This window comes from Stutzerimonas sp. 21-1 (assembly GCF_056336065.1).
Genome location: NZ_CM150500.1, coordinates 2,879,115 through 2,897,674, shown reverse-complemented (window position 1 = coordinate 2,897,674; position 18,560 = coordinate 2,879,115). Strand labels below are relative to the sequence as shown.

General features: G+C 63.9%; 18 protein-coding genes and 7 tRNA genes. 12 read left to right on the top strand and 13 right to left on the bottom strand.

Annotated features, from left to right (window positions below):
• Positions 1-52 precede the first annotated feature (52 nt).
• Positions 53-973 (bottom strand): recombination-associated protein RdgC, encoded by a 921-nt coding sequence (gene rdgC, locus AC0ZJQ_RS14095; protein WP_155550246.1) that lies wholly within the window; start codon positions 971-973, stop codon positions 53-55.
• Positions 974-1,184: 211 nt separating this feature from the next.
• Here rdgC and AC0ZJQ_RS14090 point away from each other — a divergent pair.
• From AC0ZJQ_RS14090 to AC0ZJQ_RS14075, 4 genes are all read left to right on the top strand, one after another.
• Positions 1,185-1,260 (top strand) — tRNA-Val (locus AC0ZJQ_RS14090).
• Positions 1,261-1,273: 13 nt separating this feature from the next.
• Positions 1,274-1,350, top strand: a tRNA-Asp gene (locus AC0ZJQ_RS14085).
• A gap of 260 nt (positions 1,351-1,610) precedes the next feature.
• Positions 1,611-2,372 carry an FKBP-type peptidyl-prolyl cis-trans isomerase gene (locus AC0ZJQ_RS14080; protein ID WP_237264037.1) on the top strand — a complete coding sequence of 254 codons (762 nt, stop codon included), beginning with the start codon at positions 1,611-1,613 and terminating at the stop codon, positions 2,370-2,372.
• Positions 2,373-2,569: 197 nt separating this feature from the next.
• A complete protein-coding gene (locus AC0ZJQ_RS14075) occupies positions 2,570-2,932 on the top strand; it encodes a VanZ family protein (RefSeq protein ID WP_213664318.1) in 363 nt (120 codons plus the stop codon).
• Between the two features lie 254 nt (positions 2,933-3,186).
• On the opposite strand, the gene AC0ZJQ_RS14070 is transcribed toward AC0ZJQ_RS14075, so the two are convergent.
• Together AC0ZJQ_RS14070 and AC0ZJQ_RS14065 are read right to left on the bottom strand one after the other, a co-directional pair.
• A tRNA-Asn gene (locus tag AC0ZJQ_RS14070) sits at positions 3,187-3,262 on the bottom strand.
• A 100-nt stretch (positions 3,263-3,362) separates the two neighbouring features.
• The gene (locus AC0ZJQ_RS14065) at positions 3,363-4,559 is read right to left on the bottom strand and encodes an amino acid aminotransferase (RefSeq protein ID WP_155550248.1); all 1,197 of its coding nucleotides are present in this window, start codon (positions 4,557-4,559) and stop codon (positions 3,363-3,365) included.
• 209 nt (positions 4,560-4,768) lie between these two features.
• Between AC0ZJQ_RS14065 and uvrB the strand changes: the two genes are divergently transcribed.
• The 8 genes from uvrB (at position 4,769) to dinB (ending at position 10,812) form a co-directional block, all read left to right on the top strand.
• Positions 4,769-6,784, top strand: a complete 2,016-nt coding sequence (gene uvrB, locus AC0ZJQ_RS14060; protein WP_476476814.1) for an excinuclease ABC subunit UvrB — start codon at positions 4,769-4,771, stop codon at positions 6,782-6,784.
• 103 nt (positions 6,785-6,887) lie between these two features.
• Complete coding sequence (gene gltX, locus AC0ZJQ_RS14055; protein ID WP_155550250.1) at positions 6,888-8,369, top strand: glutamate--tRNA ligase; 1,482 nt, start codon at positions 6,888-6,890, stop codon at positions 8,367-8,369.
• A gap of 177 nt (positions 8,370-8,546) precedes the next feature.
• Positions 8,547-8,622, top strand: a tRNA-Ala gene (locus tag AC0ZJQ_RS14050).
• 50 nt (positions 8,623-8,672) lie between these two features.
• Positions 8,673-8,748 (top strand) — tRNA-Glu (locus AC0ZJQ_RS14045).
• A gap of 50 nt (positions 8,749-8,798) precedes the next feature.
• Positions 8,799-8,874 (top strand) — tRNA-Ala (locus AC0ZJQ_RS14040).
• A gap of 45 nt (positions 8,875-8,919) precedes the next feature.
• Positions 8,920-8,995, top strand: a tRNA-Glu gene (locus AC0ZJQ_RS14035).
• A gap of 214 nt (positions 8,996-9,209) precedes the next feature.
• Positions 9,210-9,659, top strand: coding sequence for an acyl-CoA thioesterase (locus tag AC0ZJQ_RS14030; RefSeq protein WP_008567612.1), 450 nt, complete (start codon positions 9,210-9,212; stop codon positions 9,657-9,659).
• Between the two features lie 154 nt (positions 9,660-9,813).
• Complete coding sequence (dinB, locus tag AC0ZJQ_RS14025) at positions 9,814-10,812, top strand: DNA polymerase IV (RefSeq protein ID WP_314019670.1); 999 nt, start codon at positions 9,814-9,816, stop codon at positions 10,810-10,812.
• Between the two features lie 214 nt (positions 10,813-11,026).
• On the opposite strand, the gene AC0ZJQ_RS14020 is transcribed toward dinB, so the two are convergent.
• The 10 genes from AC0ZJQ_RS14020 to AC0ZJQ_RS13975 form a co-directional block, all read right to left on the bottom strand.
• Complete coding sequence (locus tag AC0ZJQ_RS14020; RefSeq protein WP_008569946.1) at positions 11,027-11,434, bottom strand: META domain-containing protein; 408 nt, start codon at positions 11,432-11,434, stop codon at positions 11,027-11,029.
• Entirely contained in the window at positions 11,431-11,865 is a 435-nt protein-coding gene (locus AC0ZJQ_RS14015; protein WP_237264054.1) for a hypothetical protein, read from the bottom strand. Before AC0ZJQ_RS14015 ends, AC0ZJQ_RS14020 begins: the two co-directional genes overlap by 4 nt.
• Before the next feature lie 76 nt (positions 11,866-11,941).
• Positions 11,942-12,748, bottom strand: coding sequence for a dienelactone hydrolase family protein (locus tag AC0ZJQ_RS14010; RefSeq protein WP_165595044.1), 807 nt, complete (start codon positions 12,746-12,748; stop codon positions 11,942-11,944).
• Positions 12,749-12,879: 131 nt separating this feature from the next.
• Positions 12,880-13,476, bottom strand: a complete 597-nt coding sequence (locus AC0ZJQ_RS14005) for a cytochrome c3 family protein (RefSeq protein ID WP_003291176.1) — start codon at positions 13,474-13,476, stop codon at positions 12,880-12,882.
• 10 nt (positions 13,477-13,486) lie between these two features.
• A complete protein-coding gene (locus AC0ZJQ_RS14000) occupies positions 13,487-13,975 on the bottom strand; it encodes a nitrate reductase cytochrome c-type subunit (protein WP_003291174.1) in 489 nt (162 codons plus the stop codon).
• Between the two features lie 11 nt (positions 13,976-13,986).
• Positions 13,987-16,491, bottom strand: a complete 2,505-nt coding sequence (gene napA / locus AC0ZJQ_RS13995; RefSeq protein ID WP_155550254.1) for a nitrate reductase catalytic subunit NapA — start codon at positions 16,489-16,491, stop codon at positions 13,987-13,989.
• Complete coding sequence (locus AC0ZJQ_RS13990; protein WP_165595045.1) at positions 16,492-16,752, bottom strand: chaperone NapD; 261 nt, start codon at positions 16,750-16,752, stop codon at positions 16,492-16,494. It lies immediately after the preceding gene.
• Between the two features lie 73 nt (positions 16,753-16,825).
• Positions 16,826-17,002: a periplasmic nitrate reductase, NapE protein gene (napE, locus tag AC0ZJQ_RS13985; protein ID WP_008569939.1), complete on the bottom strand. Its 177-nt coding sequence runs from the start codon at positions 17,000-17,002 to the stop codon at positions 16,826-16,828.
• Positions 17,003-17,276: 274 nt separating this feature from the next.
• Positions 17,277-17,771: a SprT family zinc-dependent metalloprotease gene (locus tag AC0ZJQ_RS13980; RefSeq protein ID WP_165595047.1), complete on the bottom strand. Its 495-nt coding sequence runs from the start codon at positions 17,769-17,771 to the stop codon at positions 17,277-17,279.
• Positions 17,772-17,812: 41 nt separating this feature from the next.
• Positions 17,813-18,484, bottom strand: coding sequence for a Yip1 family protein (locus AC0ZJQ_RS13975; RefSeq protein WP_165595048.1), 672 nt, complete (start codon positions 18,482-18,484; stop codon positions 17,813-17,815).
• Positions 18,485-18,560: the final 76 nt, after the last annotated feature.

Sequence of the window (18,560 nt, the reverse complement as noted above, 5' to 3'; positions counted from 1 at the left end):
CGGGCGGGAACTGCCGCTGTCGGCCAGCGGCGCCGCGCCCGCGCGGGGCGGTTCAGATGCCCTGCGGAATCTCTTCGCCGCCGAGTGCCTCGAACAGTGCCGGGAGGAACTCGCGGAAGGTCATCATCATCAGCAGGAAGCTGGCGTCCTGCTGGGCGAGGGCGTCGTCGCCGCCATCCTGTTCGGCCTGATCCTGCAACAGTTCCTCGAAGCGCAGGCGCTTGATCACCGTCTTGTCGTCGAGCACGAAGGACAGCTTGTCCTGCCAGGCCAGCGCCAGCTGGGTCACCTGCTTGCCGGCCTCCAGATGCTGCTGGATCTCGTCGCTGGTGAGGTCCTGACGCTTGCAGCGCACCGTGCCGCCGTCCTCGTGGGTGTCGCGCAGCTCGCATTCGTCGAGCACGAAGAAGTCATCGGCCGCCTTCTGCGCTTTTACCCATTCGGTAAGCGTGGCGCTGGGCGCGATCTTCACCGTCAGCGGCCGCACCGGCAGTGAGCCGATGGCTTCGCGCAGGGTCGACAGCAGGTCCTCGGCCTTCTTAGGGCTCGCGGAGTTCACCAGGATCAAGCCGCGCTCGGCGTCGATCGCCGCGAAGGTGCCGGACTTGCGGATGAAGGCGCGCGGCAGGAAGGCCTGGATGATCTCGTCCTTTATCTGGTCGCGCTCCTTCTTGTAGACCTTGCGCATCTGCTCGGCCTCGATTTCGTCGACCTTCTCCTTCAGCGCGTCCTTTACGACGCTGCCCGGCAGGATGCGTTCCTCCTTGCGCGTGGCGATCAACAGGAAACCTTGGCTGACATGCACCAGCGGGGCATCCTCGCCCTTGCCGAACGGCGCGACGAAGCCATAGGTACTCAGTTCCTGGCTGGCGCAGGGGCGGGCAGGCTTGGCGGCGAGTGCGGTTTCGAGTGTCTCGGGATCGAAAGGAACGTTCTGGGTGAGACGGTAGACGAGCAGGTTGCGAAACCACATGGCAGGGTGACTCTCCGGAAAGCAAAGCGCGCATTATTCCTCCCCACGGAGCGCAGGCCAACCCTGTCGGTCGGCCCGGCCGTACAAACGGGAAATACGGCAGCAAACCCGGGCTTTTCCTAAGTCTTTGGAACGCCTGCAATTTTTTTTTCATAAGGGGCTTGCCAAGGCACGGATGCCTCTCTAGAATGCGCCCCACTTCGAGAGCAAAGGGTGATTAGCTCAGCCGGGAGAGCATCTGCCTTACAAGCAGAGGGTCGGCGGTTCGATCCCGTCATCACCCACCACTCGAGGTTAAGCGCAGCGGTAGTTCAGTCGGTTAGAATACCGGCCTGTCACGCCGGGGGTCGCGGGTTCGAGTCCCGTCCGCTGCGCCATATTCGCTTCATGGGTCCACTGAACGCCCGGAAGCATTAAAAGAAGCGTCCTTGATGGACGCTTTTTTTATGCCCGTCGTTTGCTCAGCGAGCACATTCCGTCGCCGTGATCGCTTCTGCATCGCTGCTGATGCCCACGTCTCTCTTTGCACTCTCTTTACTATCCCGGCCAGGGTGCGCGGTAGCCAGTGTTTGCGCGTGCCTGCTAAGCTCGACGTCTTTTTCGGGGCCTGTCCCTGCCAGAGTAAAAAGGAAACAGCATGAGACTGAGACATCATCGTTTGGCATCAGCGGTCGCCCTGGTTGGCCTGGTATTGGCCGGCTGCGACTCGCAGACCAGTGTCAAGCTGGAAACTCCTGCGCAGAAGGCGTCCTACGGGATCGGCCTGAATATGGGCAAGAGCCTGGCGCAGGAGGGGATGGATGATCTCGACTCGCAGGCAGTGGCGCAGGGCATCGAGGACGCCATCGGCAAGCAGGAACAGAAGCTGACCGACGAGCAGCTGATGGAGGCGTTTGCCTTCCTGCAGAAGCGTTCGGAAGAGCGCATGGCTGAAATGAACGCCAAGGCGGTCGAGTCCGGCAAGAAATTCCTCGAGGAAAATGCCAAGCGCGAAGGCGTGAAGACCACCGAGTCCGGCTTGCAGTACGAAGTGATCAAGGCTGCCGAGGGCGCGCAGCCGACGGCCGACGACATCGTCACCGTGCATTACGAGGGCAGCCTGACCGACGGCACCGTGTTCGATAGCTCGATCAAGCGTGGCAGCCCGATCGATCTGCCGGTCGGCGGCGTGATTCCGGGTTGGGTCGAAGGCCTGCAGCTGATGCACGTCGGCGAGAAGTACAAGCTCTACATCCCGAGCGAGCTGGCCTACGGCGAGCAGAGCCCCAGTCCGCTGATTCCGGCCAACTCGGTACTGGTCTTCGAGCTGGAACTGCTCGGGATCAAGGGTGACGACGCGGCGCCGGCGGCCGAAGAAGCTCCCGCTGGTGCGGCGGATGCGGCCGCCAACAAAGAGTGATCGCAACAGCCATCCCTCTGGAACGCCCCCTCGTGGGGCGTTTCTGTTTGTGCCGCATACTCGCGTCGATCGAATGTCGCTCGGTTGATTGATCGATATGCAGATTCCGTGGTCTGTGTCCTGGTCGTCGCCGTTCCTGCGTTGATGCAGGATGGACGAACCGACCACAGTCTTGATCAAGAGGGCTTCCCTGTTCCATGTCGTACTTGCGTGTGTTGCCTTTTTTGATTGTGCTGGCGGTGGTGCTGGCAAGTGGGTTGCGACCAGAACCGGTGCCGCAGTTGTTTGACCAGCAGGACAAGCTGCATCACCTGCTCGGGTTTGCCGCGCTGGCCTTCACGCTGCGCCTGGCGTTTACCCGGCTTTCGTTTCTGTGGGGCTTCGGTTTCACAGTCGCCGCGGCGCTGCTGATCGAGTTGGCGCAGAGCCTGCTCCCGCATCGCATGGCATCACGCTGGGACATGCTGGCCAACGTGCTGGGCGTGTTGCTGGGGTGGGGCTGCTCGTTGCTGGTACAGAGCTGGCTGCGCTTGCGTGCTGAGCAACCGCTCACCGAGTGACGAGTGGTGCGGCGGGTGTGCGGGAGTTTGGAGGGCCGCAGCCCGTGGTGCGATTTCGGCAGGCATAAAAAAGCCCCGTTCTTACCCGAGGCTTTCGAATTTGCTCCGCGACCTGGACTCGACTGCGCCAGCAGAACGCGCTTCAGCGCGGCCCCGAAGGGGTGAGGCCGTGGGCCGAATAACCTGGGACGTAGTCCCTGGTGAGAGTCCAGCGGACACAAAAAAGCCCCGGTTTTAACCGAGGCTTTCGAATTTGGCTCCGCGACCTGGACTCGAACCAGGGACCCAATGATTAACAGTCATTTGCTCTACCGACTGAGCTATCGCGGAACAACGGTGCGTATCCTACTGTTTGGAAAGGAGAAGTCAACCCCTCCGGACCGTCTCGCAACACCGCGGGCAGGCAAGATGTGCCTGCCCGTGGCGCCCTTTACAGGACCTGGACGATGGCGTCGGTGACGATATCCAGATTGTTGCGGTTCAGTGCGGCGGCGCAGATGCGGCCGGTGCTGATGGCGTAGACGCCGAACTCGGCGCGCAGGCGTTCGACCTGCTCGGCCGTGAGTCCCGAATAGGAGAACATCCCGCGCTGAGCGGCGACGAAGCTGAAGTCGATCTTCGCGCCCTTGGCGGCCAGTTGCTTGACCATGCCGAGGCGCATCTCGCGGATACGCTCGCGCATCTCAGCCAGCTCGGCTTCCCACATGGCGCGCAGTTCCGGGCTGTTGAGCACCGAGGCGACGATGGTTGCGCCGTGGGTTGGCGGGTTGGAGTAATTGGTGCGGATCACGCGCTTGACCTGCGACAGCACGCGCGCCGACTCGTCGCGGTTCTGGGTGACCATCGACAGCGCGCCGACCCGCTCGCCATACAGCGAGAAGGATTTGGAGAACGAACTGGAGACGAAGAAGGTCATGCCTGAGGCGGCGAACAAGCGCACGGCTGCGGCATCTTCCTCGATGCTGTCTCCGAAGCCCTGATAGGCGATGTCGAGGAACGGGATGTGTCCGCGTGCCTGCAGCACGTCGAGAATCTGTTTCCAGTCCTCCAGCGTGAGGTCGACGCCGGTCGGGTTGTGGCAGCAGGCGTGCAGCACCACGATGGAGCGCGCCGGCAGATCCTGCAGGTCGGCGAGCAGACCGGCACGGTCGATACCGTGGGTGGCGGCGTCGTAGTAACGGTAGTTCTGCACCGGGAAGCCGGCGGATTCGAACAGCGCGCGATGGTTTTCCCAGCTCGGGTTGCTGATCGCCACGGTGGCGTCGGGCAGCAGTCGCTTGAGGAAGTCCGCGCCGACCTTCAGCGCGCCGGTGCCGCCCAGGGCCTGGGCTGTGACCACGCGGCCTTCGGCGAGGAGTGCCGAATCGTTGCCGAACAGCAGCTTCTGTACCGCCGAGTCATAGGCGGCGATGCCTTCGATCGGCAGATAACCGCGCGGTGCATGTGCGGCGATGCGTGCCTGTTCGGCCTCGGCAACCGCGCGCAGCAGCGGAATGCGGCCTTCTTCGTTGTAATAGACGCCGACACCGAGATTGACCTTGTTCTGCCGCGTGTCGGCATTGAAGGCTTCATTGAGGCCGAGGATGGGATCACGCGGCGCCATTTCGACAGCAGAGAACAAACTCATGGTGAGGGGGCTCGAAAGAGAAGAGTGGCGGAAACATCGACCCCCGCACTGGCGCGCAGGGGGATGCGCAAACGGGGCGGTAGTATAGCGGCCACTCCTGCAGCCTGCGATATGCTAAAGCGGTTTTCTGCCCCGCGCGGCCGGCGCTCCGACAGCCTGTTGGTGGGGTGCAAAAGCTGGGGTCCAGCATGTTTTTTCAGAGGGGCGAGATGTCCAAGTTCGAGTTGGTCACGCGATTCAAGCCGGCCGGCGATCAGCCGGAGGCCATCCGCCTGATGGTCGAGGGTCTCGAGGCAGGGTTGTCGCACCAGACGCTGCTGGGGGTGACCGGTTCCGGCAAGACCTTCAGCATCGCCAATGTCATCGCCCAGGTGCAGCGCCCGACAATGGTGCTGGCGCCGAACAAGACTCTGGCGGCCCAGCTGTATGGCGAATTCAAGACGTTCTTCCCGAACAATGCGGTGGAGTACTTCGTTTCCTATTACGACTACTACCAGCCCGAAGCCTACGTTCCGTCGTCGGACACCTTCATCGAGAAAGACGCATCGATCAACGATCACATCGAGCAGATGCGTCTGTCGGCGACCAAGGCGCTGCTGGAGCGACCGGACGCGATCATCGTCACCACGGTCTCCTGCATCTACGGCCTCGGCGATCCGCAGTCCTATCTGAAGATGGTGCTGCACGTCGATCGCGGCGATCGCCTCGATCAGCGCGAGCTGCTGCGCCGGCTGACTGGTCTGCAGTACACGCGCAACGACATGGATTTCGCCCGCGCGACCTTCCGTGTGCGTGGTGACGTGATCGACGTGTTCCCGGCTGAGTCGGAGCTCGAAGCGGTGCGCATCGAGCTGTTCGACGACGAAGTGGAGAGTCTGTCGGCGTTCGATCCGCTGACCGGCGAGGTGATCCGCAGGCTGCCGCGCTTCACCTTCTACCCCAAGAGTCACTACGTGACCCCGCGCGAGACGCTGCTCGGTGCCATCGACAAGATCAAGGACGAGCTGCGCGAGCGGCTCGACTACCTGCGCGGGCAGAACAAGCTGGTGGAGGCGCAGCGTCTGGAGCAGCGCACACGCTTCGATCTGGAAATGATCATGGAGCTGGGCTACTGCAACGGCATCGAGAACTACTCGCGCTACCTCTCCGGACGCGAGGCGGGCGAGCCGCCGCCGACGCTGTTCGACTACCTGCCACCCAATGCGCTGCTGGTGATCGACGAGTCGCACGTCTCGGTGCCGCAGGTCGGCGCGATGTACAAGGGCGACCGTTCGCGCAAGGAAACCCTGGTGGAGTACGGCTTCCGCCTGCCATCGGCGCTGGATAACCGACCGATGCGCTTCGACGAGTGGGAGGCGATCTGTCCGCAGACCATCTTCGTTTCCGCCACGCCGGGGCCATACGAGGCCGAGCATGCCGGCCGCGTGGTCGAACAGGTGGTGCGACCGACCGGTCTGGTCGATCCGCAGATCGAGGTGCGGCCGGCGCTGACCCAGGTCGACGACCTGCTGTCGGAGATCCGCAAGTGCGTGGCCAAGGAAGAGCGCGTACTGGTTACCACGCTGACCAAGCGTATGGCCGAGGACCTCACCGATTACCTTGGCGACCACGACGTGCGCGTGCGCTATCTGCATTCGGACATCGATACCGTGGAGCGCGTGGAAATCATCCGCGACCTGCGCCTGGGCACTTTCGACGTGCTGGTGGGGATCAACCTGCTGCGCGAGGGGCTGGATATGCCGGAGGTGTCGTTGGTCGCGATCCTCGATGCCGACAAGGAAGGCTTCCTGCGCTCCGAGCGTTCGCTGATCCAGACCATCGGCCGCGCCGCGCGCAACCTCAACGGTCGCGCCATTCTCTACGCCGACAACATCACCGGCTCGATGCAGCGCGCCATCGACGAGACCGAGCGGCGGCGCAACAAGCAGATCGCCTTCAACGAGGCCCACGGCATCGTGCCCAAGGGCGTGAAGAAGGATGTGCAGGACATTCTCGAAGGCGCCACCGTACCCGGCTCGCGCAGCCGCAAACGGCGCAGCGAGGCCAAGGCTGCGGAGGAGAGTGCGCGCTACGAGAACGAGCTGCGTTCGCCGAGCGAGATAACCAAGCGCATCCGTCAGCTGGAGGAAAAGATGCTGCTGCTGGCGCGCGACCTGGAGTTCGAAGCTGCTGCCGAGGCCCGCGACGAGATTCACAAGCTGCGCGAGCGCCTGCTGCAGGTCTAACGCGACAGCCGTGCTGCCCGGGGGCGAACTGGAGCAGCCGGCGCCGCGCCTGCTAACATTCGCGCCTTCGATTTTCCGTCCGTCCTTTCGTTCGAGAGCTTCCATGACCACGGTCCGCACCCGCATCGCGCCATCTCCGACCGGCGATCCCCACGTCGGCACTGCCTATATCGCGCTGTTCAACCTGTGCTTCGCGCGTCAGCACGGCGGCCAGTTCATCCTGCGCATCGAGGACACCGATCAGGTGCGTTCGACTCGCGAATCCGAGCAGCAGATCTATGACGCGCTGCGCTGGCTGGGCATCGAGTGGGACGAGGGTCCGGATGTCGGTGGGCCGCACGGTCCGTACCGGCAGAGCGAGCGGGGCGCGATCTACAAGCAGTACTCGGACGAGCTGGTCGCCAAGGGCCACGCCTTCCCGTGCTTCTGCTCCGCCGAGCGCCTGGATGCGGTGCGCGCCGAGCAGATGGCCAACAAGGAAACCCCGCGCTACGACGGCCACTGCATGCACATCGCGCCCGAGGAGGCGCAGCGCCGCGTCGCCGCCGGCGAATCGCACGTGGTGCGCATGAAGGTGCCGGAAGAGGGCACCTGCGTGGTCAAGGACATGCTGCGCGGCGAGGTGGAGATCGGCTGGGACCGCATCGACATGCAGGTGCTGATGAAGGCCGACGGCCTGCCCACTTACTTCCTCGCCAACGTGGTCGACGACCACCTGATGGGCATCACCCACGTGCTGCGCGGCGAAGAGTGGCTGCCGTCGGCACCGAAGTTGCTCAAGCTGTACGAGTACTTCGGCTGGGAAGCGCCGGTGAACTGCTACATGCCGCTGCTGCGCAACCCGGACAAGAGCAAGCTCTCCAAGCGCAAGAACCCCACCTCGATCACCTTCTACCAGCGCATGGGCTTCCTGCCGCAGGCGATGCTCAATTATCTGGGCCGCATGGGCTGGTCGATGCCGGACGAGCGCGAGAAGTTCACCCTCGACGAGATGATTGCCCACTTCGACATCACCCGCGTGTCGCTGGGCGGGCCGATCTTCGATCTGGAAAAACTCTCCTGGCTGAACGGCCAGTGGCTGCGCGAGCTGCCGGTGGAGCGCTTCGCGGAAGAAGTGCAGAAGTGGGCGTTCAACCCGGAGTATCTGATGAAGATCGCCCCGCACGTGCAGCAGCGCGTGGAGACCTTCAGTCAGATCGCACCGCTGGCCGGTTTCTTCTTTTCCGGCGCGCTGAACCTCGATAGCGGACTATTCGCGCACAAGAAACTGGACGAAGCCCAGGTACGGCAGGTGCTGCAGTTGATCCTCTGGAAGCTGGAGGCGCTGCGGCATTGGGAGAAGGAGCGCATCACCGGCTGCATCACGCAGGTCGCCGAGCACCTCGGTTTCAAGCTGCGCGATGTGATGCCATTGATGTTCGCGGCGATTACCGGGCAGGCGAGTTCGGTGTCGGTGCTCGATGCCATGGAAATCATCGGGCCGGATCTGACCCGCTTCCGGTTGCGCAATGCGTTGGAACTGCTCGGCGGCGCGTCGAAGAAAGAAGCCAAGGAGTGGGAGAAGCTGCTCGCGACGATCGGCTGATCGCCGCGCAGCTCGAGGCCGCGCCCCGTCATGTGGGCGCGGCATACGAGAGCGGCGGCATGGCGCCATTCGTCGGCGATAAGTATTTGTTCCTGTTGCCAAAAACTTCGGGGCGCGGTCGAAAATAATGTTGACACTGCCCAGGTGCGCCCCTAATATGCGCCCCGTCCTCGAGATGGGGCTATAGCTCAGCTGGGAGAGCGCTTGCATGGCATGCAAGAGGTCGACGGTTCGATCCCGTCTAGCTCCACCAATCTCGATTGCCACACCGATCATTTGATCGGTCGCCTTTGAAGGGCTTGCGTCCCCTTCGTCTAGTGGCCTAGGACACCGCCCTTTCACGGCGGTAACAGGGGTTCGAGTCCCCTAGGGGACGCCACTTTCCAGCTGCTACACCTTGTGTAGCGCACGTCGCGAGACGCTAAATCCGGGGCTATAGCTCAGCTGGGAGAGCGCTTGCATGGCATGCAAGAGGTCGACGGTTCGATCCCGTCTAGCTCCACCAATTCCACGCGTTTCGGCAAATTTGCCGGACCGTCTCGAAGGTTTCGTCCCCTTCGTCTAGTGGCCTAGGACACCGCCCTTTCACGGCGGTAACAGGGGTTCGAGTCCCCTAGGGGACGCCATTTTCTTGCCCGTCTTGGGCTTCAAGGGGTCATTCCATCATGGAGTGGCCCTTTTGTTTTTGGGGGTCGAAAAAACTCCGCCTCGTCTGTACATCATTTTTTTGCATACTTCGGCGTGCTGAATGGCAGGGCATCGCGCAGCCTTGCTATGGGGTGACAGCGTGGCCCGGCTGGGCTTTCATGCACACCGCAGCGTTAACGTAAGGGGAACATCATGGGGTGGGATCTGGCGGATGCGTTCGTCATCGAGCTGGATGTCGGCGCAGAGCATATCGACGAGCTCGGTCATGCCAACAACGCGGTCTACGTGTCCTGGCTGGAAAACTGTGCCTGGCAGCATTCGCGTAGTCTGGGGCTCGGCCTGGAAGACTATCGCCGACTGAACCGGGCGATGGCGGTGCTGCGCCATGAGATTGATTATCTGGCCGCCGCCTACGAGGGCGATCATCTTTGCCTGGCAACCTGGATCGTCGAGTCCGATCAGCGGCTGAAGATGAAGCGGCATTTCCAGCTCGTACGGCCGGCGGACGGGGTGACGCTGCTGCGCGCGCAGACCACGTTCGTGTGCATCGAGATGTCCACCGGCAAGCCGAAGCGCATGCCGGCGGAGTTCATTGAAGGCTATGGTCGCGCGTTGATCGAACCCTATCCACTCGGGCTCTGACCGAAGCAGGCTCGCCCGGTCGCGGCGTTGCTCGTATGATGCAGCGCCGACCGTGGCGGTCGCTTCCTTCGTCGGTAAATCCGCTGCCGTGAGCCAGAGCAAGTCCTGCAAGATCATCCATATCGATTGCGACTGCTTTTATGCCGCGATCGAGATGCGCGACGACCCGGCATTGGCCAATCGGCCGCTGGCGGTCGGCGGAGCCGCCGATCGGCGGGGAGTCATCGCGACCTGCAACTACGAAGCGCGCGCCTACGGTGTGCGCTCGGCAATGGCTTCGGCGCATGCGCTCAAGCTCTGCCCGGACCTGCTCATCCTGCGCCCGCGGATGGATGCCTACCGGGAAGCCTCGCGGGAAATCCATACGATCTTTCGTACCTATACCGACCTGATCGAGCCGCTGTCGCTGGACGAGGCGTATCTCGACGTATCGGCCTGCGAGCACTTCTCCGGCAGTGCCACACGCATTGCCCAGGACATCCGCCGTCGGGTCTGGCAGCAGCTGCGCATCACCGTCTCGGCCGGCGTGGCGCCGAACAAGTTCCTCGCCAAGATCGCCAGCGAGTGGAACAAGCCCGATGGGCTGTTCGTGATCACGCCGGGCGAGGTGGAGGATTTCGTCAGGGAGCTGCCGGTCAATCGCCTGCATGGCGTCGGCCGTGTGACCGCCGAAAAGCTCGCCCGGCTCGGTATCCGCAGCTGCGGCGACCTGCTTGTCTGGGACAAGCTGCAGCTGGTACGTGAGTTCGGCGCTTTCGGTGAGCGGCTGTGGAACCTCGCTCGGGGAGTCGATGAACGCCCCGTGCAGGTGGAAAGCCGACGGCAATCGGTCAGCGTCGAGCAAACCTACGATCAGGACCTGCCGGATCTCGCCGCCTGCCGCGCACAGCTGCCGGAACTGCTGGCGCAGCTCGAGCGGCGGATGGCGCGGCTGGACAGCGGTTACCGGCCGGGCAAACCGTTCGTCAAACTCAAGTTCCACGACTTCACCCAGACCACCCTGGAGCAGGCTGGCGCCGGCCTGGCGCTGGAGGATTACGCCGATCTACTCGCCGGGGCATTCGCCCGCGGTGCGCGGCCGGTTCGCCTGATCGGCGTCGGGGTGCGGCTGATCGATCTGCGCGCGGGCTTCGAACAGTTGAAACTGTTCTGACCGTCATGGCGGCCGCGGCGGCGAATCAAAGGGGGGATTGCCCGGCCTGCCTGTACCGAGGTCCCCGAAACTGTCTGAGGACGTTTTGCACGGTCTGTGCCAGCCCGTGATGAGCGGCGTGAGGCGGGAGTTCAGGGCGTTTCAGGCCGACGCGGGCGCGTTGGCGCGCGAGGGTGGTGCGCAGATCGGCTGATCTGCGCGGTTTTGGCGCATCTCAGCCTTGCTCGGGCCAGAAACGTACGGCGGTGCCGTCACTGGGCCACAGGCGCAACTGGTCGATGTTGGAGACGTCCCAGCGTTCTACGCGCGAGAGGATGTCGAGGAAGTGCTGTTCCTGCTCCATGATCTCTTCGGCGCATAGCTTGCGCGTGCTGCCCAGGTTGCTGAAGCGAATCTGCTGGCCGTCGAGTTCATAGCTGCCGAACCAGTGGTTGCAGCCGGCATTGCCGTACGCCCGGCCGTCGCTGAGCGTGAGCGAGACGGGCGTACGACCGATCACCGGGTCGTCGCCGATCCATTCGGCGATGTAGGTGACGTCCTTCTGCAACTTCAAGGGTTCGACGGCGCAGCCCGCGAGGCCTACGGCGAGCAGGGTAGCGGTCAGGGTGTGCGAAACGTTCATCTGGCCTCCTGGCAGTGCGGGCAGAAGTGGCTGCCGTCCCGTTCGCGCCAACCGAGCTCGATGATGCGCGCCTGCGCCGCCGGTGCGCGCGCCGATTCGCCGAGCGCGGCGTCCACGGCGAATTCGAAGTCGAGGCGTTTGCCGCAGCCATCGCAATCGACCTGCCAGTTGAGGATCGCCAGCTCGCGGAACACCGGGCCGTGGCAGACCGCTACCCATTGCCCGGGCGGGCTGATCAGGTGGCGGACCTTGTCCACGGTCAGGCGTTGCGACAGATCGCGGCTGCCCTTGAGCGTGACGATCAGTACGTCGCCACTGCGGATCGAGCCGCCGTTGCCGGTGACCTGGTAGCGGCCCGGCGCCAGGGCGCGGCATTCGGTGAGGGTGTGCGCGGGATTGAGCAGGGTGTAGCGGAAGTCGTGTTCGGCCATGACTCGGGATCGGCAAGAGAATCAGGCGGCCATGCTACCACGTCGCCCCGCCGCGCCGGGCGGTGGGGCGGCGGAGTCATTGCGCTGCGGCGGTTTGCGCGGGACCGAAGGTCTGCTCGAAGAAGCGCTGCATGTCCGCCCAGGAGCGTTCGTCCGCGGCCTTCTGGTAGGCCACGTCGAGGCCGTCCTTCTGGTGCGTGTCGGCTGCCGGGTTGCTGAAGCCGTGCTTGGCGCCGGGCAGGCTGACGAACTGGTAGTCCGCGCCGGCCTTGACCATCTCCACGTTCAGCGCGGCGATGTCATCGGTGCTGATCATGCTGTCCTCGCTGCCATGTTCGACCAGCACGCGCGCCTTGATGCTGCCCGGGACGGCGCGCGTCTGGGTGGCGAGCGCACCGTGGAAGCTGACCACGCCTTCCAGCGGTACGCCTTGCCGCGCCATGTCCAGCACCACCTTGCCGCCGAAGCAGTAGCCGATGGCGCCGAGCTTGGCGGTGTCGGTCTGCGGTTGTGCCTTGAGCAGGTCGAGCCCGGCGACGAAGCGGTTCCGGGCGGCGTCGGCATCCTTCAGTGCGGCCTGCATGAACGCCATCGCATCCTTGGGGTGTTCGGTGTTCTTGCCTTCGCCGTACATGTCGATGGCCAGGGCGCTGTAGCCGAGTTCGGCGAGATCGCGCGCGCGGCGCTTGGCGTAATCGTTGAGCCCCCACCATTCATGCACGACCACGATGCCCGGGCGCGGGCCGTCAATGGCGTCGTCATAGGCGAAGTAGCCCTTCATCTGCGTGCCGTCGGCGGCGGTGTAGGGGATTTCCTGGGTCTGGACCGCGGCGTTGGCGGTGAGGCTGGCGACCATGAGCAGGCCGAACAGGCAATGGCGCATCGGGGACTCCTTGACGGGCGAGCGGACGGGCAATGAGTGGTGTGTCACAAGAATAGCGGCTGTTGGACTGACTGCGGGCGCAACGGTTCGGCAGGCACCAGGCCGTAGCCTGGAACCTGCGCGCCGTGTGCTTACCAGCCCGGTACGCCGTGCATGTCCGGCAGCTTGTGGGCGATGCCCTTGTGGCAGTCGATGCAGGTGGCTTCGCCGCTGGCCAGCGCGGTGGAGTGGAACTTGGCCGCGCGCGGGCTCTGGCGGGTGAAGTCCATGTAGTCGAAGTCGTGGCAGTTGCGACACTCCAGCGAATCGTTGGCCTTCAGGCGCGCCCACTCGTGTTCGGCCAGCTCGCGGCGCTTGTCGAGGAACTTCTCGCGGGTGCTGATGGTGCCGAAGATCTTGCCCCACACCTCCTTGGAGGCCTGCATCTTGCGCGCGATCTTGTCGGTCCATTCGTGCGGGACGTGGCAGTCCGGACAGGTCGCGCGCACGCCGGAGCGGTTGCTGTAGTGAATGGTGTCCTTGATCTCCACGTAGACGTTGTCCTCCATCTCGTGACAGGAGATGCAGAAGGCCTCGGTGTTGGTGGCTTCCAGCGCGGTGTTGAAGCCGCCCCAGAACACGATGCCGGCGATGAACCCGCCCAGCACCAGCGCGCCCAGGCTGTAATGCACGCTCGGGCGGCGCAGGACGGCCCAGTAACGCTTGAGAAACGGCAGTATCGACTTCATCGGCGGGCCCTCACGGTGTGTTGCCGGGTTGCGAGGTTTCCCGGTACAGCAGTTCGTCGATGTTCTTGAACTCGTTATCCACCAGCGGCTTCACGTCCTGCTGCGGCACGTGGCACTGCGTGCAGAAGTAGCGCCGTGGTGCCACGGCGGCCAGGGTCTGGGCGTCGCGGTCGGTGTAGTGGGTGATGCTGATCATCGGCGACTGGGTGCGCGCGCTGTTCTCCCGGCTGTGGCAGGACAGGCATTTGTTGGCGTTCTTGTCGACGTGATAGCCGCGGATGGTGTGCGGGATGGTCGGTGGCTGCTCAGGGTAGTTGCGCTCGCGGCGCAGGTCCTTGTTCTCCTCGTCGTGCAGGGGCGGCGGAGTGAACTCCTGGGTCAGGGTGCCGCCGGGACGACGCCCGTCCGGCGCCGGAGCGTCCAGCGGATAGTTGGTTTCGGCGGCGATGGCCAGGCCGAACACCGCGAGCAGAGTCAGCGGCAGTAGACGAAATTTCATGGCGGCTCTCCTCAGGCGATGCTGACCACTTCGATCTTGACGGCGCATTTTTTGTAATCGGTCTGCTTGGAGATCGGGTCGGTGGCGTCGAGGGTGACTTTGTTGATCAGTTTGTTGGCGTCGAAGAACGGCACGAAGATCAGCCCCTGCGGCGGTTTGTTACGTCCGCGGGTTTCCACCCGCGCCTGCATCTCGCCGCGTCGGCTGATCACTTTCACCACGCTGCCGCGCCGCGCGTTGAGCTTGCGCGCATCCTCGGGATGCATGTAGACGAGCGCATCGGGCACCGCGCGGTGCAGTTCGTCGACCCGCTGGGTCATGCTGCCGGTGTGCCAGTGTTCCAGCACGCGGCCGGTGCTGAGCCAGAACGGATAGTCGGCGTCGGGCACCTCGGCCGGTACCTCGTAGGGCAGGGCGAAGATGATCGCCTTCTTGTCCGGGTAGCCGTAGAACTGCACGCCGCTGCCTTTCTCGACGTAGGGGTCGTGTCCCTCGCGATAGCGCCAGCGGGTTTCCTTGCCGTCGACGACCGGCCAGCGCAGGCCGCGTTCCTCGTGATAGGTGTCGAACGGCGCCAGGTCATGACCGTGGCCGCGGCCGAACTCGGCGTATTCCTCGAACAGGCCCTTCTGCAGGTAGAAGCCGAAAGCCTCGGCCTCGCGGTTGCGAAAGCCTGTGGCGATATCGGCGGCGGGGAAGCGGTCGACCTTGCCGTTCTTGAACAGCACGTCGAACAGCGTCTTGCCCTTGAGTTCCGGTGCCTTGGCCAGCAGTTCTGCGGGCCAGACCTCGTCGACGCTGAAGCGCTTGGAGAATTCCACCAGCTGCCAGAGGTCCGAGCGCGCCTCGCCGGGCGCATCGACCAGCTGATGCCAGAACTGCGTGCGGCGCTCGGCGTTGCCGTAGGCGCCTTCCTTTTCCACCCACATGGCGCTCGGCAGGATCAGGTCGGCGGCCTGCGCCGAGACGGTTGGGTAGACGTCGGAGACGATGATGAAGGTCTCGGGATTGCGCCAGCCCGGCAGGGTTTCCTGCATCAGGTTGGGGCCGGCCTGGATGTTGTTGGTGACCTGCGTCCAGTACACCTTGAGCTTGCCGTCCTTGAGCATGCGGCTTTGCTCGACGGCGTGGAAGCCGGGCTTTTCCTGGATGGTGCCGTCGGGCAGCTTCCAGATCTTCTCGGCGGTGGCGCGGTGCTTCGGGTTGGTCACCGCCATGTCCGCCGGCAGGCGATGGGAGAAGGTGCCGACCTCGCGCGCGGTGCCGCAAGCCGAAGGCTGGCCGGTGAGCGAGAAGGGGCTGTTGCCCGGCTCGCTGATTTTCCCGGTGAGCAGGTGGATGTTGTAGATCATGTTGTTCGCCCAGACACCGCGGGTGTGCTGGTTGAAACCCATGGTCCAGAACGACATGACCTTGGTCTTCGGATCGGCGTACAGCTCGGCCAGCGCGCGCAGGCGCTCGGCCGGAACGCCGGACTCCTGTGCCGCGTGTTCCAGGGTGTAGGGTTTGAGGAACTCGGCGTAGTCCTCGAAGCTGATGTCGCTCCAGGTGTTGGCGACCTTGGCGTTCTCCGCCTTCAGCTCGCGCGGGTCGGTGGGGCGCAGGCCGTAGCCGATGTTCTGTGCGCCTTTGGCGAAGCGGGTGTGCTTGTCGATGAAGTCCTTGTTCACCGCGCCGCTCTGGATGATGTGGTTGGCGATGTAGTTGAGGATCACCAGGTCCGTCTGCGGGTTGAACACCATCGGAATGTCGGCGAGCTCGAAGCTGCGATGCTCGAAGGTCGACATCACCGCCACCTTCACGTGCGGCGCGCTCAGGCGCCGATCGGTGACGCGCGTCCACAGCACCGGGTGCATCTCGGCCATGTTCGAGCCCCAGAGCACGAAGGCGTCGGCCACTTCGATGTCGTCGTAGCAGCCCATCGGTTCGTCCATGCCGAAGGTGCGCATGAAGCCGAACGCCGCCGAAGCCATGCAGTGCCGCGCGTTGGGGTCGATGTTGTTGGAACGGAAGCCTGCCTTCATCAGCTTGTTGGCCGCGTAGCCTTCCCAGATCGTCCACTGGCCGGAGCCAAACATGCCGATGGCTTCCGGGCCGCCGGCCTTGAGTGCGGCCTTGTACTTCTCTTCCATGATGTCGAACGCCTGCTCCCAGCTGATCGGCTGGAACTCGCCCTGCTTGTCGAACTTGCCATCCTTCATGCGCAGCAGGGGCTGGGTCAGGCGGTCGCTGCCGTACATGATCTTCGACAGGAAGTAGCCCTTGACGCAGTTGATGCCGCGGTTGACCTCGGCCTTGACGTCGCCGTGGGTGGCCACCACGCGGTTCTCGCGGGTCGCCACCATCACGCTGCAGCCGGTGCCGCAGAAACGGCAGGGCGCCTTGTTCCAGTTCAGGTTGGTGGCGTCCGCTTCGGTGATGAGGTTGGCCGCGCTGGTGGCGATCGGCATGCCGGCGACGGTGGCGGCGATGGCTGCCGCGTTGGCCTTGGCGAATTGACGACGGGTCATGCTCATTCAGGCTTCTCCTTCGAGGCCGAGAAGTTCTTCGTGGTAGATCAGCGCGGCGTTGAGCACGCCCGGCAGCTGCTGGATCTGGTCGATGGCGTTCAGGATGTGGCGTTCATGCTCGGCTTCGAGCACCACCACCAGCTTTCCGGTGGTGCTTTCCTGGTGCAGTTCGAGGTTCGGCAGACGGCGCAGGTTGGCCTTCACCGCCGGCAGCAATTCGGGGCGGCAATGCACCAGCAGGCTGGCGATATGCAGGGTGTTATCCATCGGTAATGTTCCGGCTGATCGAGGACTACGGGACGCGGGGCCCCGGTGAGAAACATGGATAGCGCGGCGGTTATCAGGCCGGTCCCGGCGGACCGAAGAACATTTGCGAAATCCAGACGATGAAGCCGTACCCGCTGACCAGCGCGATGCTCAGCAGGGGGAACAGGAAGACGATGAGGAAGATGAACAGGCGGGTTTCATCGCGCTTCTGCGAGGGCGACGAGTCAGGCGTATCGGGTGTTGTTGTCATTTTCGTACTCCGAACCGACGTGCAGGGCAGTCTAGTCAGTGACCTGCGGATGGCAATCGGCGTTCATCCGATTAACGTGCGTCGCACGCTCCGCCGCATGAACGGCGGTGGGCGCGCAGATTAATCCTGACAGCGCAATGTTGCGACTTTTCGACGCAGGGGCGATGGGATTCGCGAATTCGCGTGCCGCGGGGCGCCGCGGCCGCGGTTACATTCGGTAATGCATTCTCGGGCGCGACGGGCAGGGAACGGTCGCCGGAGCGGCGCTGCGCCGTTACTCGACGCGTTGCTGGCCGGTGAAGACCAGCGTCGTCCGGCAACTGCGGCAGAGGTAGCGGCGGCCCTTGCGCACCAGCGCATGGCGTTGCGCGGTGAAGGGGAAGTCGCGCTCCGTGCAGGCGCAGCGATACAGGTACAGGGTGCGCTGGCGTCGGGTGATCGCGTAGCTGTGGCAGCGCTCCGGCGGCAGTTCGTAGACGCCCTGCATGATCAGCCGCCATTCCGCACCATGTGGCTGGATGTGCGGGCCGAAGACGCGGTGGGCGATCAGGTGGGCGACTTCGTGGGCAACGGTCTGCCTGAGAAAGTGCTCGCTGTTTTCCCGATACAGCTGCGGATTGAAGCGCAGCAGGTTTTCCTGCAGGTGCGCCACGCCGGCCTTCTGCCCGCGCAGGCGGAAGCTCACCTGCGGGCGTTCGAAGCGTTGCTTGAAGAAGGCCTCGGCCTGCTGGTAGCAGGCTTCGACACGGGCGTTGAGTCGTTCGGGCATGGGGGCTCCACCGCGGGTGGGGCATTATGCCAAAGCCGGCTTCAGCGCTGCAGGCCCGGCGGCTCCTGGCGCGGACGTTCATCCTGGGTGCCGTAGCTCTGATCCTGCACCAGATCGCGCTCGTAGTTCGGGTCAAGTACCAGCATCCAGAACAGGATCATCGGAATCTTGATGTTGACCAGCACCAGCAGGCCGACGCCCCAGGCGCTGGCGGCATAGAGAAAGCTGTTGCGGCTGTCGAGGCGCATGAACGTCGGCAGCCCGACCAGCAGCAGATAGGTCGAATAGAGCCCCGCAGCAATCAGCACGACCAGCGCAATCCAGCGCGTCGGATACAGCGCGCCGAGACCGGCGAGGAAGAACGGCGTGATGACGTAGGCGGTGAAGCCGACGCACTGATTGAATGTCGGTCGTGCCTCGAACGAGCGCGACATCCAGCGCAGAAACCAGCCCATGACAAAGGTGCCGAGGATAATGCTGAGGTAGATCACCACGCTCAGTTGCAGCGCGCTGCGCGTATCCAGGCGGATGCGCTCGTCCTCGACCAGGCTCCAGCCGACGAAGCGCGTGCCGATGAACATGCAGACCGCCGGCAGCAGGGCGAACAGCAGCAGGTGCAGCAGGTAGTGGGAACTGTTACTGGCTTCGTCTCGCCGGATGTCGGTCCACGCCTTGTCGGGGCGGGTCAGCAAGGTGAACAGGTGCGGGGTCATACCGAGTCTCCATCTGCGTGCGGGAGAGGCCGGCCACCGTAGCGGGCGCGGTCGCGTTACAGATGTAGAACGGCGG

Excerpts from the sequence above, each read along its gene's own strand:
- AC0ZJQ_RS13990 (WP_165595045.1), bottom strand. The coding sequence starts at position 16,752 with ATGGATAACACCCTGCATATCGCCAGCCTGCTGGTGCATTGCCGCCCC.
- AC0ZJQ_RS14065 (WP_155550248.1), bottom strand. The coding sequence starts at position 4,559 with ATGAGTTTGTTCTCTGCTGTCGAAATGGCGCCGCGTGATCCCATCCTC.
- AC0ZJQ_RS14075 (WP_213664318.1), top strand. The coding sequence starts at position 2,570 with ATGTCGTACTTGCGTGTGTTGCCTTTTTTGATTGTGCTGGCGGTGGTG.
- napE (WP_008569939.1), bottom strand. The coding sequence starts at position 17,002 with ATGACAACAACACCCGATACGCCTGACTCGTCGCCCTCGCAGAAGCGC.
- dinB (WP_314019670.1), top strand. The coding sequence starts at position 9,814 with ATGCGCGACGACCCGGCATTGGCCAATCGGCCGCTGGCGGTCGGCGGA.
- AC0ZJQ_RS14015 (WP_237264054.1), bottom strand. The coding sequence starts at position 11,865 with ATGGCCGAACACGACTTCCGCTACACCCTGCTCAATCCCGCGCACACC.
- AC0ZJQ_RS14000 (WP_003291174.1), bottom strand. The coding sequence starts at position 13,975 with ATGAAATTTCGTCTACTGCCGCTGACTCTGCTCGCGGTGTTCGGCCTG.
- napA (WP_155550254.1), bottom strand. The coding sequence starts at position 16,491 with ATGAGCATGACCCGTCGTCAATTCGCCAAGGCCAACGCGGCAGCCATC.
- AC0ZJQ_RS14080 (WP_237264037.1), top strand. The coding sequence starts at position 1,611 with ATGAGACTGAGACATCATCGTTTGGCATCAGCGGTCGCCCTGGTTGGC.
- AC0ZJQ_RS13975 (WP_165595048.1), bottom strand. The coding sequence starts at position 18,484 with ATGACCCCGCACCTGTTCACCTTGCTGACCCGCCCCGACAAGGCGTGG.
- AC0ZJQ_RS14030 (WP_008567612.1), top strand. The coding sequence starts at position 9,210 with ATGGGGTGGGATCTGGCGGATGCGTTCGTCATCGAGCTGGATGTCGGC.
- AC0ZJQ_RS14020 (WP_008569946.1), bottom strand. The coding sequence starts at position 11,434 with ATGAACGTTTCGCACACCCTGACCGCTACCCTGCTCGCCGTAGGCCTC.
- uvrB (WP_476476814.1), top strand. The coding sequence starts at position 4,769 with ATGTCCAAGTTCGAGTTGGTCACGCGATTCAAGCCGGCCGGCGATCAG.
- AC0ZJQ_RS13980 (WP_165595047.1), bottom strand. The coding sequence starts at position 17,771 with ATGCCCGAACGACTCAACGCCCGTGTCGAAGCCTGCTACCAGCAGGCC.
- gltX (WP_155550250.1), top strand. The coding sequence starts at position 6,888 with ATGACCACGGTCCGCACCCGCATCGCGCCATCTCCGACCGGCGATCCC.
- AC0ZJQ_RS14010 (WP_165595044.1), bottom strand. The coding sequence starts at position 12,748 with ATGCGCCATTGCCTGTTCGGCCTGCTCATGGTCGCCAGCCTCACCGCC.
- AC0ZJQ_RS14005 (WP_003291176.1), bottom strand. The coding sequence starts at position 13,476 with ATGAAGTCGATACTGCCGTTTCTCAAGCGTTACTGGGCCGTCCTGCGC.
- rdgC (WP_155550246.1), bottom strand. The coding sequence starts at position 973 with ATGTGGTTTCGCAACCTGCTCGTCTACCGTCTCACCCAGAACGTTCCT.